A 14192-nucleotide genomic window follows, 5' to 3' on the forward strand; every position below is an offset into this window, starting at 1 on the left:
TATTTAATTTGAAAATTATCTAAGCATACTTGGGTCAATTTGAACTCCAAGGCCTTGTGCAATTCCCATTCCCAATCTTGGGTCAGCTCTAAACCAATGGCAAAGCTGGCGGTTAATGATTTCTTCCCGTTTTGGTCCGTCGATTCCTGACATGGCGCCCACAACATTGCTGATCAAATTTTGCTGTTGTTCTGGAACCATCAATCTGAATAAGTTTCCTGGTTGCGTGTAATGATCATTTTCTCCCGCTGCATTTCGATCGTACCAACCAGAAACATTGCTTTCTAACTCTTGAGATGGCTCTTTATAGGATTCATCAACCGCGATATTGTCAAAACTATTCGGGAAATAATTTGGCATTTTTCCACCGTTTCCATCGATTCGCATTTGTCCGTCTCGTTGGTAATTATTTGTAAAATAAGGACATCTATTTACCGGAATTTGCTCATAATTGGCTCCTAATCTATAACGTTGCGCATCTGGATAAGACAAAATTCTTCCTTGCAACATTTTATCCGGAGAAAAACCAATTCCGTCCACAACGTGAGCTGGGGCGAAAGCCGCTTGTTCCACATCTTGGAAATAATTGTCTGGATTTCTGTTCAATTCGATAACTCCAACATCAATTAAAGGATAATCTCCGTGGGGCCAAACTTTTGTCAAATCAAACGGATTTATATGATAAGTTCTTGATTCGGCTTCAGGCATTACTTGAATTTTCATATCCCAACGCGGGAAATTTCCTGCATCAATATTATCTAATAAATCTCTTTGTGCAAAATCTGGATCTTGTGATTTCATCGCTCCAGCTTCAGCATCGGTGAAATTCTTGATTCCTTGTTTGGTCAAAAAGTGAAATTTTACGTAGAAACGCTCATTATTACTATTGATAAAAGAAAAAGTATGCGAGCTGAAACCGTGCATGTGGCGGTAACCGTGCGGTGTTCCTCGGTCAGACATTAAAATCGTAACTTGGTGCAAACTTTCTGGATTTAACGACCAAAAATCCCACATCATCGTTGGCGATTTCATATTTGTGTAAGGATCACGTTTTTGCGTGTGAATAAAATCTCCGAATTTCTTTGGATCTTTTACGAAGAAAACGGGTGTGTTATTTCCCACCAAATCCCAATTTCCATCTTCGGTGTAATATTTCATGGCGAAACCTCTTGGATCTCTTTCTGTATCTGCCGAACCTTTTTCACCACCAACAGTTGAAAAACGAAGCAACATATCTGTCTTTTTCCCTACTTCGGAGAAAATTTTTGCTTTTGTATATTTTGTGATATCGTGTGTTACCGTAAACGTTCCGAATGCTGCAGAACCTTTTGCATGAACAACTCTTTCTGGAATTCGCTCTCTATTAAAGTGCGCCATTTTTTCGTGAAGGATGAAATCTTCCAATAAAAGCGGTCCTCTTGCTCCAACAGATTTTGAGTCCTCATTTTCTGCATAAGGTTTTCCAGAGGCCGTCGTCAGTTTGTTGTGATTGTCTTGATCTTTCATAAGCTGTATTGTTTATTTGTTTTACCCAAATTTAAGCAATTTATTTGTCGATAGCTATAACTGAAATTGATTGTTTTTATATTTTAATAAATTTTAACTATTTAACAACGGTACGATCTTTGCTTATCTTTGAAAATCTTAAATTTCATACAATGAAAAAAATTTTCCTTTTAGCATTATTTGTTCCGATGTTTAGCTTTGGACAATTTGGAGATCTTTTAAAGAAAGCCAATGAAAAAGTGCAAGCTAAGAAAACGACGACAACTTCGGGTTCCAAAACATCGATTACAGATTTACTGGGAAGTGCCGATATTGGTGCCGGTCTGAAAGAAGCTTTGCAAAAAGGAGTTACGGAACAAGTCACAAAATTGACTGCAGTTGATGGTTTTTATAAAAATGACGCTGTGAAGATTTTGTTCCCAGAAGAACTTCAAAAAGTGGATAAAACCTTGAGAAATATCGGTTTGTCAAGTCTTGCTGACGAAGGCGTGAAAGCTTTAAATCGCGCAGCGGAAGACGCCGTGAAAGAATCAACACCCATTTTTGTAAACGCAATTACAAGTATGAAAATCACGGATGCTAAAAATATTTTGACCGGAAATGATTCTGCTGCAACAACTTATTTAGAAGGAACGACTTCTACATCTTTAGCTGCAAAATTTAGTCCAGTGATTCAGAGTTCGTTGAGCAAAGTTGGCGCAGATAAAATTTGGGCAACGATTATTTCTAAATACAATTCGGTTCCGTTGGTAACAAAAGTGAATCCTGATTTAACCAATTATGTTACCGAAAAAGCAATGGATGGCGTTTTCAAAATGATTTCTGTCGAAGAGAAAAAAATTCGTACTGATATTGGTGCAAGAACTTCGCCGTTGCTTAAAAAAGTATTTGCGATGCAGGATTAATTTAGTACTTTCAATAAAAAATAATTATGAAAAAAGTTTTAGTATTAGCCACGGTTTTCTCACTTTTTGGATGTGCGGAATTACAGCAAGTGGCAAGCCAATATCCAAACATCGGAACCACACTTGGAAACCCAGATATTGCCGCTGGTTTAAAGGAAGCACTGAATAACGGAATCACGAAGGAAGTAACCAAATTGACCGCAACAGATGGTTTTTTCAAAAACCAAGCGGTAAAGATTTTGCTTCCTACAGAATTGCAAAAAGTCGATAAAACTTTGAGAAACATCGGATTATCAAGTCTCGCTGACGAGGGTTTAAAAGTTTTAAATCGCGCTGCCGAAGATGCAGTAAAAGAAGCGACGCCAATATTTGTTTCGGCTGTTAAAAATATGACTTTTACCGATGCGAAAAATATCCTTTTGGGAAGTGATAATGCGGCGACAACTTATTTACAAAGTTCAACTTCCACGGCTTTGTATTCGAAATTTAGTCCGGTTGTGAAAAATTCTTTGGGAAAAGTTGGCGCTGATAAAGTTTGGGAAAACATAATTACAAAATATAATGCAGTTCCGTTGACGAATGATGTAAATCCAGATTTGACAGATTACGTGACCGATAAAGCGATGGAAGGCGTGTTTAAAATGATTGCTGTTGAGGAAAAAGACATCAGAACAAATTTAGCCGCGCGAACTTCAGATTTGTTAAAAAGAGTATTTGCTATGCAAGATAATAAGTAATGACTTACAGAGTTAAAATTTTAATTATCAAATAGATAGAAATAACATTAGCTTAACATATCAACTAAAAAAAAATGCTGACCTTTGCAGAGAGATTAATGGTTTTCTCATTTGGTTAGGGTTAGTTAGAAAAAAAATGCCAGCACTTTTTAAAGTACTGGCTTTTTTATTTGGTGTAAATTAGACTAAAAAATTTTACAGCGAATTCAAGAAAGCAAGAAGCGCATTTCTTTTTTCTAAAGATAATTGTTTGAATTTTTCTTTTGATTGTTGCGCTTCTCCTCCGTGCCACAAAATTGCTTCTAGCTCATCAGTTAATCCGTCTTGACCATTTGATTGATTATGCCCAGTTTCGTTAGGAAATACAAAACTCGTTATTCCCGTATCTTCAACATAAGCGGCCGAGCATTGCATTGTGTGAAATTTCTAGGAATATTTTTGGTAGCTGCAATTGCTTCATTAATTTTAATTTTAACTGCTGTATCTAATTTTAGATTAGAGCCATCCAAAATAAAGGAGTGGTTTTTTTTTATAAAATCGATTTGGATAATTTAGTAGAAATTCATAATTTAATTTGTAAATGACAATTGAAATTAAACTTTTCAATTGTACCTTTGCACACATTTTTTTAAGAACACCAAGCCTATATGTTGACCATTATTTTTTATGCATTTATCGGAGTTATAGCCATTCAACTATTCTATTACATCATAGTTTTTGGAAAATTTTCTTTCGGGAAACCGCAAAAAAGCACTCCAAAAAGAATTCCGATATCTGTGATCGTGTGCGCTAAAAATGAGGAGGAAAACGCAAAGAAATTCATTCCGCTTTTAGCTGAACAAGATTATCCAGATTATGAAATTATCTTGATTGACGATGCTTCCAGCGATTCAACTTTGGATATTTTTGAAGAATTTGAAAAGCAATATTCCAATGTTCGTTTGGTAAAAGTTGAAAATAACGAAGCATTTTGGGGAAACAAAAAATTCGCTTTGACTTTAGGAATTAAAGCTGCCAAAAACGAATATTTGCTTTTCACGGACGCTGATTGTTATCCTTCATCAAATCAATGGATTAAAGAAATGAGCTCGCAATTTACGATGAGCAAAACGATAATTTTAGGCTACGGAGCTTATGAAAAAGTGGCGAAATCTTTCTTGAACAAAATCATCCGTTTTGAAACTATGTTGACTGCTATTCAATATTTTTCTTGGGCAAGAATGAAGCATCCTTACATGGGCGTTGGACGAAATTTGGCCTATAAAAAAGAAGAATTTTTCAACGTAAATGGTTTTATCGACCACATGAAAATCCGTTCTGGAGATGACGATTTGTTTATCAATCAAGCTTCCAACGGAAAAAATACGACGATTAGTTTTACGCCAGAAAGCTTTACTTTTTCTGAACCAAAAAAGACTTTTAAAGAATGGTTTGATCAAAAGAGACGTCACGTTTCAACGGCAACATTTTACAAATCTTTTGACAGAATGCAGTTGGCGGTTTTCTTTTTGACGCAATTTCTGTTTATTTTACTAGCGATAATTTTGTTAGCTTTTCAATTTAATTGGATGATTATCGTTCCGATGGTTGTGGGAAGATACATTTTCACTTGGATTTCTTTAGGTTATGCTTCAAATAAATTACGCGAAAAAGACGTTATGTACTGGTATCCGATAATCGAAATCGTGCTTATTTTCACGCAATTGAATATCTTTATCACTAATCTTTTTTCAAAACCCGTACATTGGAAATAAAAAAGCAAATAGAGAAAGCGAAAATTGGCGACCAAGTTGCATTCACTTCTCTTTTGGATTATTACTGGAACGAAGTCTATGGTTTTATGCTCAAACGCACTGAAAATGAAACAGATGCAGAAGACATTACGATAGAAACTTTTGCAAAAGCATTTGACAAAATCGCTACTTACAATCCTGAATTTCAGTTTAATACTTGGCTGATTGCGATTGCAAAAAATGTACACATCGATATGCTCCGCAAGAAAAAATCTACCGTATTTTTAGACATTACTGACGAAGAAGACAATCAAGCTTATAATGTAGCCGACAGTTCGCCGTCGCCTGAAGATAAGATTATTACAGAGCAAAATCTTTCCCGACTTTTGCAATGCATAAAAGAATTAAAGCCTCATTATCAAGAAGTTATACAGCTTCGTTATTTCCAAGAACTTAGTTATCAGGAAATTTCAGAACAACTCAAAGAACCTTTAAGTAACGTGAAAATAAAATTGCTTCGGGCAAAAAAGCTTTTAGCCGAAATCATTCACAATCGAAGATAAATCATAGTTAAATTAGGCTTTAAAGATTATAAAAAATCGTAATTTTAACGTCTAAAATTTAAAACTATGAATCAAAAACTACTCTACTTTGTATTTTTTGTGCTTGCAACTACCACATCAAAAGCACAGTTTACAACTCCGAATACCGGTGTCGCCTGGAACTTAACAGATTTGGTAACAAATGCTCCTTCGGCAATTTCTTTTTCTGGCGGAATTTATACGCTATCGCAAAACTTGACAATTGCGCCAAATGACAATTTGCTGATTACCTCTGACGCGACAATTAATATCAATGCTGACGTTCAAATTATTGTGCAAGGAGCTTTTACCGCAGATTCAAACGCCATTTTAATTACAGCAACAAATCCTGCGACACCTTATAATAGCATTATTTTTGAATCAGGTTCAAGCGGGTTTATGAGAAACACAACTATAAATTATGGCAAAGGAATTCGTCTTTCTACAGGAGATTTTGAAATGCAATCTTGTACAATGTCTTATCATATTCCTGGAACTACAACAAGTTCTGCCATTAATTTTTCTACAGGAAGCCCAATAATCAACAACTCAACTTTTACTTTTAATAATTATCCCGCATTTAGTTCTGGCGCAAATCAAGAAACGTCGCCAACTTTAAGCAATAATTATTTATTTGCAAATAATCAGTCAAATACAAATCGTCCGCAAATTAATATGGGACCGAGTGGCGCTGATACTTTAAGAATTGTTGGTAACACAATTATTGGTGATCCAACAAAAATTATGGTTGGAGGAATTGCTGCTTCGAGCTTACTTGGAAATCCTAATAAAGTAATTATTGACGGAAATACAATTAGAGACAATCGATATGGAATTACCGTTGTTGGAGCAAATTCTTCAGGTTTTATTCGTAATAATATAATTGAAGATAATGACACTCAAAATTCTCCAAACCTTGGCGGAAGCGGGATTTCATTAAATGCTTCTGGAGCAACAACCATGAATATCATCACAACAAACAACCAAATCAGAAGAAATCTTTGGGGAATCACAGTTCTTGGAACTGCAAGGATTAATCTGGGCGACGGAGGTTCAAATCTGGGTGGGAATGTTTTTGCTGATAATGGAAATGGCGGCCAAACTTATGCACTTTTCAACAACACGGCTTTACCGATAATGGCGATGAATAATTGCTGGATCGAAGGAACAACATTGACGCCAACAAATGTGGAAAACGTTATCAGTCATCAAGTTGATGATGCAAATTTAGGGTTGGTAACTTTTAACCCTTTTGGATGCGATGCTTTGTCAACACCGAATTTCGCCATTGCAAAACCTAAGATTTATCCAAATCCGAGTAATGGAATTTTAAATATTTCAATGCCTGAGAATGGAACCGCATCTGTTTTTGCAATCAACGGAATGTTTGTCCAAAAAATTAATTTAACCGAAGGAAATAACACTCTAAATTTAAACTTAGCTTCAGGTATTTACATTTTGAAAACAGAAACTTCTGAAGGAAATTTCAATCAAAAGCTAGTTATTCGATAAAAATTAGATTTGTAAGAATTTAAGGCAGGCTCGATGTAGCCTGCCTTTTTTGTTTGCTATGAAATTTATTACAAAATATTTAAAAAATTTCTAGCTTTTCACATACTACACTTTTTATATTTTACGTTATATGTTAAAATAGCAAGCTTATGACAACATATTTACGCAACTTTTAAACTATGTATTATGTCAAACCTAAATGTTTTCAACCAAAGCTGGAACGAAATTGTCTTCGAAGGAAGAAATAAAGAATATGGCGCTTTCCAGTTGCGCCAAGAAAATCCAAAAACAACATTAAAAGCTTTGTTTTATGGAACACTCGTCGTTGCGTCTTTAGTAAGTATTCCCCTTATTTCGAGTTTACTGAAAGGCGAGGTTGCTGGTGTAATTTCTGAACCAAATGAATTGCCTCACGTAGTTCCTGTAACTTTTGAGAAATTCCCTGAAGTAAAACCAGAAGAAAAAGCGGCAGAAGCGCAACCAGAAAAATCTTCGGCAAAAGAAACGAAATTTGTAAATACAACAATTACCGATAAGCCGACAACCACAACTGAATTGCCGGTTTTAGATTTAGACAAGCCGATAAAAACGGGTGCTGTTGACAACGCGGGAGATAATCAAGGCGCAGTTTCTTTAGGTCAAGGAACGCTCGACGGAACCGGAAAAAAGCCTGTTGACGAAATTATCGGAAACGGTGGGGGTTCTGGCGAAGGTGAAATTGTTGGGAATTTTGGTTTGGAATCAAGCCCAGAATTTCCGGGTGGATTAAAGAAATTTACCGAAACATTTGTCAGCAATTTTAAAACTCCTGACTTATCGGAAGCAATGACGATGAAAATCTTTGTGTCGTTTGTTGTGGAAACTGATGGTTCCCTTTCTAATATTAAAGTGGCACGAGATCCAGGTTATGGTCTTGGGAACGAAGCAATTCGCGCACTGAAAGCTATAAAAACCAAATGGAAAGCTGGCGTTCAAAACGGAAAAAAAGTGAGAGTTTCTTATAATTTACCGATTAGCGTGGTTTTAAAAAATTAAGTATTTTCCAAATTTAAGTTAGTTTATAAATCCTGCTGAGCTTTTGCTTTGCAGGATTTTTTTGATAAAATTTTATATATTTACAGGTAATTAATTCTCTTTCATTTTGATAAGATATTTTTTAATCGTTCTGTTCTCTGTTTTGTTTTGCGGTTGTAAAACTGATCAAAAAAGTAATTCTGTAATCGAAATAGATTATGAGAAAAAAATTATCTTTTATCGAGATTTGATTTTGAAAGAAGAATTGGCAAACCCAACCATATATTCTAATTCCCCTCAACCTTCTATTGAAAATTTTTCGAAAAAGGCAAAAGAAAAACTTAACCGCAGAATATATGACATTGTATATTTAGACAAGAGAAATCTATACGACACGATTTATCCAGAATTAAAAGAAAAAACCGTCTTACAACAGTTATTTTTGGTCGATAGTTTATATACTAATAAAAGAAATTACAAGCGGGAATTACACAACTTATTTTTCGACAATTGGAGGCATTTGATGTTTATTGAAAAAATCGAAAATAATATCGTTACTATAAGTGATGCGCCAGGAAATGTTGGAAGTTCTCAGTATTTTGAGAAATATTTAGTAGATGGCGATAACGTAAATGAGATTAAATTTCCTGAAACTGAATGGGCAAAAATGGAAAAAATAGTAAAAGAAAAACTTAACGATTATAGTCATATCTCTAGATCAAGTGATATGATAATTAAGCCAAAATCAAATGGAATTTTTGAAATTAAAAGAATGGGTTTAAAAGATGGTGATGGCGAAGCGTATCCAGCTGTGGAAATTACTTTTGAATCCAAAGATTTTAAAACAATTGACTTGAATTCAGTAAAAGTTAGAAAACTTTAGCCTAACAAAAATATTCTTATAATCCCGCGGAGCTTTTCGCTTTGCAGGATTTTTTTTTTGTAAAGATTGGTCTACGCAGTACTGGTCCAAAAGCTAACAAAATGCAAATGGTTTCTCAAATAGCCCCGATTGGCGGCAGTAGTCTTTTCTTCCCGATTTTTATCGGGGGAGAAAAGGCTACTGCAGAAAGCGGGAAAATGGATGCCTAAAAATCACCGTCTTTTCGCTTCAAAAAAATCACAAAATCAAGCGGTTTTCGCTAACACGACATTAACGTATTTAATAAAAACATTGCTTATCTTTGTGGCTTGAAATCGAGACTATGGAAACTGTTTTAGATACTGCTGTTTTGCCTACTGGAAAGCCTAAATGGCTGAAAGTGAAGCTACCTATTGGCCAAAAATATACTGAACTTCGCGGCTTGGTGGATAAATATAAGTTGAATACCATCTGTACTTCAGGGAGTTGCCCAAATATGGGCGAATGCTGGGGCGAAGGTACGGCGACGTTTATGATTCTTGGGAATGTTTGTACGCGTTCGTGTGGTTTTTGCGGTGTGAAAACGGGACGTCCTGAAACGGTGGACTGGGACGAGCCTGAAAAAGTGGCGCGTTCGATCAAGATTATGAATATCAAACATGCGGTTGTAACGAGCGTTGACCGTGATGACTTGAAAGATATGGGTTCGATTATTTGGATTGAGACGGTGAAAGCCATCAGAAGAATGAATCCGAATACAACTTTGGAAACTTTGATTCCTGATTTTCAAGGAAACACCAGAAATTTAGACCGAATTGTGGAAGCAAATCCTGAAGTGGTTTCGCATAATATGGAAACGGTTAGACGCTTGACTCGTGAAGTTAGAATTCAGGCAAAATATGATAAAAGCCTAGAAGTTTTGCGCTATTTGAAAGAGAAAGGCATCAACAGAACAAAATCTGGAATCATGCTTGGATTAGGCGAAACGGAGGAAGAAGTGATTCAGACGTTGCATGATTTGCGCGATGCCAATGTGGATGTGGTAACGATTGGTCAATATCTGCAACCGAGTAAAAAACATCTTCCGGTGAAGGAATTTATTACGCCAGACCAGTTTGCTAAATATGAGAAAATTGGATTGGAATTAGGTTTCCGCCACGTGGAAAGTGGTGCGTTGGTAAGATCTTCTTATAAAGCGCAGAAACATATACTTTAATTTTAGATTGCAGATTTTAGATTTCAGATTTAAAGACTGTCATAAAATAAATGATAAAAACTAGAATTGCCATAAACGGTTTTGGAAGAATCGGGAGAAATTTATTCCGTCTTTTACTGAACCACCCGACTATTGAAGTTGTTGCGATTAATGATATTGCGGATAACAGAACGATGTCGCATTTGATTAAATATGATAGTATTCACGGGGTTTTGCCGTTTGAATGTTCATATGATGCTGACGGAATTATCGTTGATGGAAAACATTACACTTTTTTTCACGAAAGAAGCGTTTCAAATTTAGATTGGAAATCGCTTGACATTGACGTGGTTGTAGAATCTACAGGCAAATACAAAACTTTTGAAGATATTAATTTTCATATTTTGGTTGGAGCAAAAAAGGTAATTCTTTCTGCTCCGTCAGAAACTGAAAAAATAAAAACCGTGGTTCTTGGTGTCAACGAACATATTCTTGACGGAACTGAAAAAATAATCTCAAACGCCAGCTGTACTACAAATAATGCAGCGCCGATGATTAAAGTGATTAATGATCTGTGCGGTATTGAACAAGCATACATCACAACTGTTCACTCTTACACAACCGATCAAAGCCTTCACGATCAACCACATAAAGATTTAAGAAGATCGCGTGGCGCAGCGCAATCTATTGTTCCAACAACGACTGGCGCGGCGAAAGCGTTGACCAAAATTTTCCCTGAATTAGATGGAAAAATTGGAGGAAGCGGGATTCGTGTTCCGGTTCCGGATGGTTCTTTGACCGACATTACTTGCTATGTGAAACGCGAAGTTTCGATTGAAGAAATAAACACCGCTTTTAAAGAAGCTTGCCAAAATCACTTTAAAGGAATTATGGCTTATACCGAAGATCCAATCGTTTCTGTGGATATTATCGGAAACACGAATTCGTGCCTTTTTGATTCTGATTTGACTTCAGTAATTGACAAAATGGTGAAGGTTGTGGGCTGGTATGATAACGAAATCGGATATTCTTCGCGCTTAATCGATTTAATTTCTTTGACGAATAAGAAATAATTACATTTATCGTCTCAAGAACTTTAAATGAGTCGGTATTTTACACTTTTCTTTGCAATTTTAAGTTTCCCGCTTTTTTCGCAGGTAAAATCTGTTGTGCCTTCAAAGATTGACAGCGTTGATTATTATCTTGAAATTGCAGATTTTCATTTAAAAGGTGATAATTTTCAGCCAGCTCTAGAAAATTCCCAAAAAGCAATTGATGTTGCTTTAAAATCAGAAAACAAAATTGACGAAGCAAATGCCTATACTTTTTTAGGAAGCATCTATTTTGAACTTCAAAAATATGATGACGCGATTGAAACTTACGTCAGAAGCACCACTATTTATAACGATCTGGAACCCAATACTGAACAAGCGTATTCTTACTATAATTTAGGCTTGTGCTATATGGAAAAAAGTGATTACAGCACCGCCGAAATCTATTTTGACAAAGCGAGTACCATCTATGAAATCATTAATATTCCTGACGCAAAAGAACTTTTAAATCTCCAAAAAGGAATTTTGTACAAAGCAAAGGGAAAAGGAAAATTGGCTTCGGGTATCTTCAATAAAATTATCGCAAAACCAGATTCTGACGATCAATTTAAAACAAAAGCCGAAGCATTGTACCAAATGGGTTGCATTGAATATGAATCAGGACTAAGTTCTCTTTCAATGAATTACCTAAATCGAGCATTAGAATTAAATCAAAAAAATGGCAATTTAGAACAGAAATCTAAGATTTTTAAAAAGATTAGCGAAGTCTATGAAAAAATGATGGACATCGATAATTCGTTTGTTTTTTTGAAGAAACATTTGGTCTTGCAAGATTCAATTACCACACTAAACAGCAGAAAAATTGGCGCGCTGCAATTTGAAAAATTCAAAGAAAGCGAACGAATGAAAACCATAAAACAGCAAGACAAAGAAAATCGGGAAGCTCAAAAATTGATCAAAGTTTCAAAATTAACTAGCATTTTGAGCATTGCTTTGATTTCGATTTTATCGCTGTTGAGTATTTCGCTGTACAAGAATAACAATATCAAGAAAAAATCAAACAAATTACTTCAAGAGAAAAATTCTGAACTGGAAATTGCCAAAGATAAAGCCGAAAGAGCGCTTCAGGCAAGAGCAGAATTTCTTTCGACAGTAAGCCACGAATTGCGAACGCCGTTAAATGCAATCAACGGAATTACGCATTTGATGATTGAAGAAGATCCAAAAGAATCTCAGAAAGAATACTTGAAATCCTTGAAATTTTCGGGTACGTATTTGCTGACTTTCATCAACGAAATTTTAGAAATCAATAGAATTGAATCAAATAATATCGAGGTTGAGAAAATTGGTTTTAACCTGAAGCAACTATTAATTGACATCCAAAATTCGCTGAAAGAATTGGCAAGCCAAAATAATGTGGATTTTGAATTGGAATTTGACGAAGACATCTGTGCTATTTTCAACGGAGATCCCACAAAACTTTCTCAGATTTTCATGAATTTAATCAATAACGCCTTGAAATTTACTGAAAATGGAAAGGTGATAGTAAAGGCAAAACTTATTGAAGATAACGATATTTTTCAGAAAATTCACTTCGAAATTGTGGATAATGGCATCGGAATTCCTTTAGAAAAACAAGAAATTATATTTGAAAGTTTTTCACAGGGTTCGGTTTCGATTAACAGAAAATATGGGGGAACCGGTCTTGGTTTGGCAATTGTAAAAAGGCTTGTCGCATTGCTTGGTGGCACCATTAAATTAGAAAGTATTCCGCAACAAGGTTCTAATTTTAATTTTACGCTTACGATAGAAAAAGGCGTGGAATGCGATGACGACGTTAAATTCCATACCAGCGATTCTGATTTTATTAACAAAAAAATACTTTTGGTCGAAGACAATAAAATCAATCAAATGGTCACTAAAAAAATGCTGGAGAAAAAGAAAATCTTCTGTCAAATTGTTGATAATGGTGAAGATGCGATTGAAGCAGTTCGCAATAATAAATATGATCTGGTTCTGATGGACGTGCATCTTCCTGGAATTAACGGAACGATCGCCACGCAAAACATCCGTGTTTTCGACAGAAAAACTCCAATTATTGCATTAACCGCGATTTCCTTGAACGAAAATCGCGAAATGCTTCTTTCTTTTGGGATGACCGATGTTATCACCAAGCCATTTAATCCTGATAATTTTTATAAAGTGATCGCTGAAACAATGCGAAATTAATTTCTGGCAATCAATTCTTTAATTAAAGTTCTCACTTTTGGTTCTGCTTTTTGCGCCGCCTCTAAAACCTCTTGATGTGAAATTGTATCGATGCTGTGTTCGTCGCCGATGTCTGTAATCACTGAGATTCCGAAACATTCAACCCCCATGTGTCTTGCCACAATAACCTCTGGAACTGTGGACATTCCAACGCAATCTGCTCCCATTATTTTCACCATTCTATACTCAGAAAGTGTTTCAAAAGTTGGTCCTTGCAATCCATAATAAATTCCATCTTTTACCTCGATATTTAAATCAATTGCAATGTTTTTTGCTTTAGTAATCAATTTGCGCGAATAAGGCTCGCTCATATTTACGAACCTTGGCCCAAATCTTTCGTCATTTTTTCCACGTAAAGGATGTTCTGGCATCATATTTATATGATCGTAAATAATCACGATATCGCCCACTTTGTAAAACGGATTCACGCCGCCGGAAGCATTTGAAACCACCAGTTTTTCTACGCCAAGAAACTTCATAACGCGAACCGGAAACGTCACTTCTTTCATATCATAACCTTCATAATAGTGAAAGCGACCTTGCATTGCAACGACTTTTTTGTTTCCGATTGTTCCAAAAACCAAAGCGCCTTTATGACCTTCGACCGTGGAAACTGGAAAATTCGGAATTTCATTGTAAGGAAGCGTAAACTCTACTTCAATATCTTCTGTAAAACCTCCTAAACCGGAACCTAAAATAACTCCAAATTCTGGAGAAAAATTTGTTTTTGATTTGATATAATTAACTGTTTCTTGAACTTTTTCGTACATAATTTTATATGATTTGTGAATGGCAAAATTTGTAAAGTTCTCAACACAAGATTAATA

The 14192-nt window shown here is 35.5% G+C and carries 13 protein-coding genes; 10 read left to right on the plus strand and 3 right to left on the minus strand.

All coding sequences use genetic code 11. From position 1 onward, the window contains the following. Positions 1–15: 15 nt before the first annotated feature. Entirely contained in the window at positions 16–1506 is a 1491-nt protein-coding gene (locus ACFPVY_RS08375; protein WP_379791519.1) for a catalase, read from the minus strand. 152 nt (positions 1507–1658) lie between these two features. Here ACFPVY_RS08375 and ACFPVY_RS08380 point away from each other — a divergent pair, with 152 nt between their 5' ends. Together ACFPVY_RS08380 and ACFPVY_RS08385 are read left to right on the plus strand one after the other, a co-directional pair. Beyond that, positions 1659–2411: a DUF4197 domain-containing protein gene (locus ACFPVY_RS08380; RefSeq protein WP_379791520.1), complete on the plus strand. Its 753-nt coding sequence runs from the start codon at positions 1659–1661 to the stop codon at positions 2409–2411. Positions 2412–2437: 26 nt separating this feature from the next. Beyond that, the gene (locus ACFPVY_RS08385; RefSeq protein WP_379791522.1) at positions 2438–3148 is read left to right on the plus strand and encodes a DUF4197 domain-containing protein; all 711 of its coding nucleotides are present in this window, start codon (positions 2438–2440) and stop codon (positions 3146–3148) included. A 195-nt stretch (positions 3149–3343) separates the two neighbouring features. Here the strand turns inward: ACFPVY_RS08385 and ACFPVY_RS08390 are convergent, their stop codons facing one another. Next, the gene (locus ACFPVY_RS08390; protein ID WP_379791524.1) at positions 3344–3562 is read right to left on the minus strand and encodes a di-heme oxidoredictase family protein; all 219 of its coding nucleotides are present in this window, start codon (positions 3560–3562) and stop codon (positions 3344–3346) included. Between the two features lie 233 nt (positions 3563–3795). Between ACFPVY_RS08390 and ACFPVY_RS08395 the strand changes: the two genes are divergently transcribed. From ACFPVY_RS08395 to ACFPVY_RS08430, 8 genes are all read left to right on the plus strand, one after another. Next, the gene (locus tag ACFPVY_RS08395) at positions 3796–4902 is read left to right on the plus strand and encodes a glycosyltransferase (protein ID WP_379791526.1); all 1107 of its coding nucleotides are present in this window, start codon (positions 3796–3798) and stop codon (positions 4900–4902) included. Beyond that, positions 4893–5444 carry an RNA polymerase sigma factor gene (locus tag ACFPVY_RS08400; protein WP_379791527.1) on the plus strand — a complete coding sequence of 184 codons (552 nt, stop codon included), beginning with the start codon at positions 4893–4895 and terminating at the stop codon, positions 5442–5444. Before ACFPVY_RS08395 ends, ACFPVY_RS08400 begins: the two co-directional genes overlap by 10 nt. A gap of 66 nt (positions 5445–5510) precedes the next feature. Then, positions 5511–6974: a T9SS type A sorting domain-containing protein gene (locus ACFPVY_RS08405; protein WP_379791528.1), complete on the plus strand. Its 1464-nt coding sequence runs from the start codon at positions 5511–5513 to the stop codon at positions 6972–6974. Between the two features lie 186 nt (positions 6975–7160). After that, positions 7161–8009: an energy transducer TonB gene (locus tag ACFPVY_RS08410; RefSeq protein WP_379791529.1), complete on the plus strand. Its 849-nt coding sequence runs from the start codon at positions 7161–7163 to the stop codon at positions 8007–8009. A gap of 106 nt (positions 8010–8115) precedes the next feature. After that, entirely contained in the window at positions 8116–8871 is a 756-nt protein-coding gene (locus ACFPVY_RS08415) for a hypothetical protein (RefSeq protein WP_379791530.1), read from the plus strand. 322 nt (positions 8872–9193) lie between these two features. Continuing rightward, positions 9194–10066 (plus strand): lipoyl synthase, encoded by an 873-nt coding sequence (gene lipA / locus ACFPVY_RS08420; protein WP_379791531.1) that lies wholly within the window; start codon positions 9194–9196, stop codon positions 10064–10066. Positions 10067–10119: 53 nt separating this feature from the next. Beyond that, entirely contained in the window at positions 10120–11118 is a 999-nt protein-coding gene (gene gap, locus ACFPVY_RS08425) for a type I glyceraldehyde-3-phosphate dehydrogenase (RefSeq protein ID WP_379792003.1), read from the plus strand. 27 nt (positions 11119–11145) lie between these two features. Further along, positions 11146–13326 (plus strand): tetratricopeptide repeat-containing hybrid sensor histidine kinase/response regulator, encoded by a 2181-nt coding sequence (locus tag ACFPVY_RS08430; RefSeq protein WP_379791532.1) that lies wholly within the window; start codon positions 11146–11148, stop codon positions 13324–13326. Here the strand turns inward: ACFPVY_RS08430 and ACFPVY_RS08435 are convergent. Continuing rightward, a complete protein-coding gene (locus ACFPVY_RS08435; protein ID WP_379791533.1) occupies positions 13323–14135 on the minus strand; it encodes a purine-nucleoside phosphorylase in 813 nt (270 codons plus the stop codon). The two genes, ACFPVY_RS08430 and ACFPVY_RS08435, sit on opposite strands and share 4 nt — an antisense overlap. Between the last annotated feature and the right edge of the window lie 57 nt (positions 14136–14192).

It is taken from the genome of Flavobacterium qiangtangense (assembly GCF_042658345.1).
Classification (GTDB): Bacteria; Bacteroidota; Bacteroidia; order Flavobacteriales; family Flavobacteriaceae; genus Flavobacterium; species Flavobacterium qiangtangense.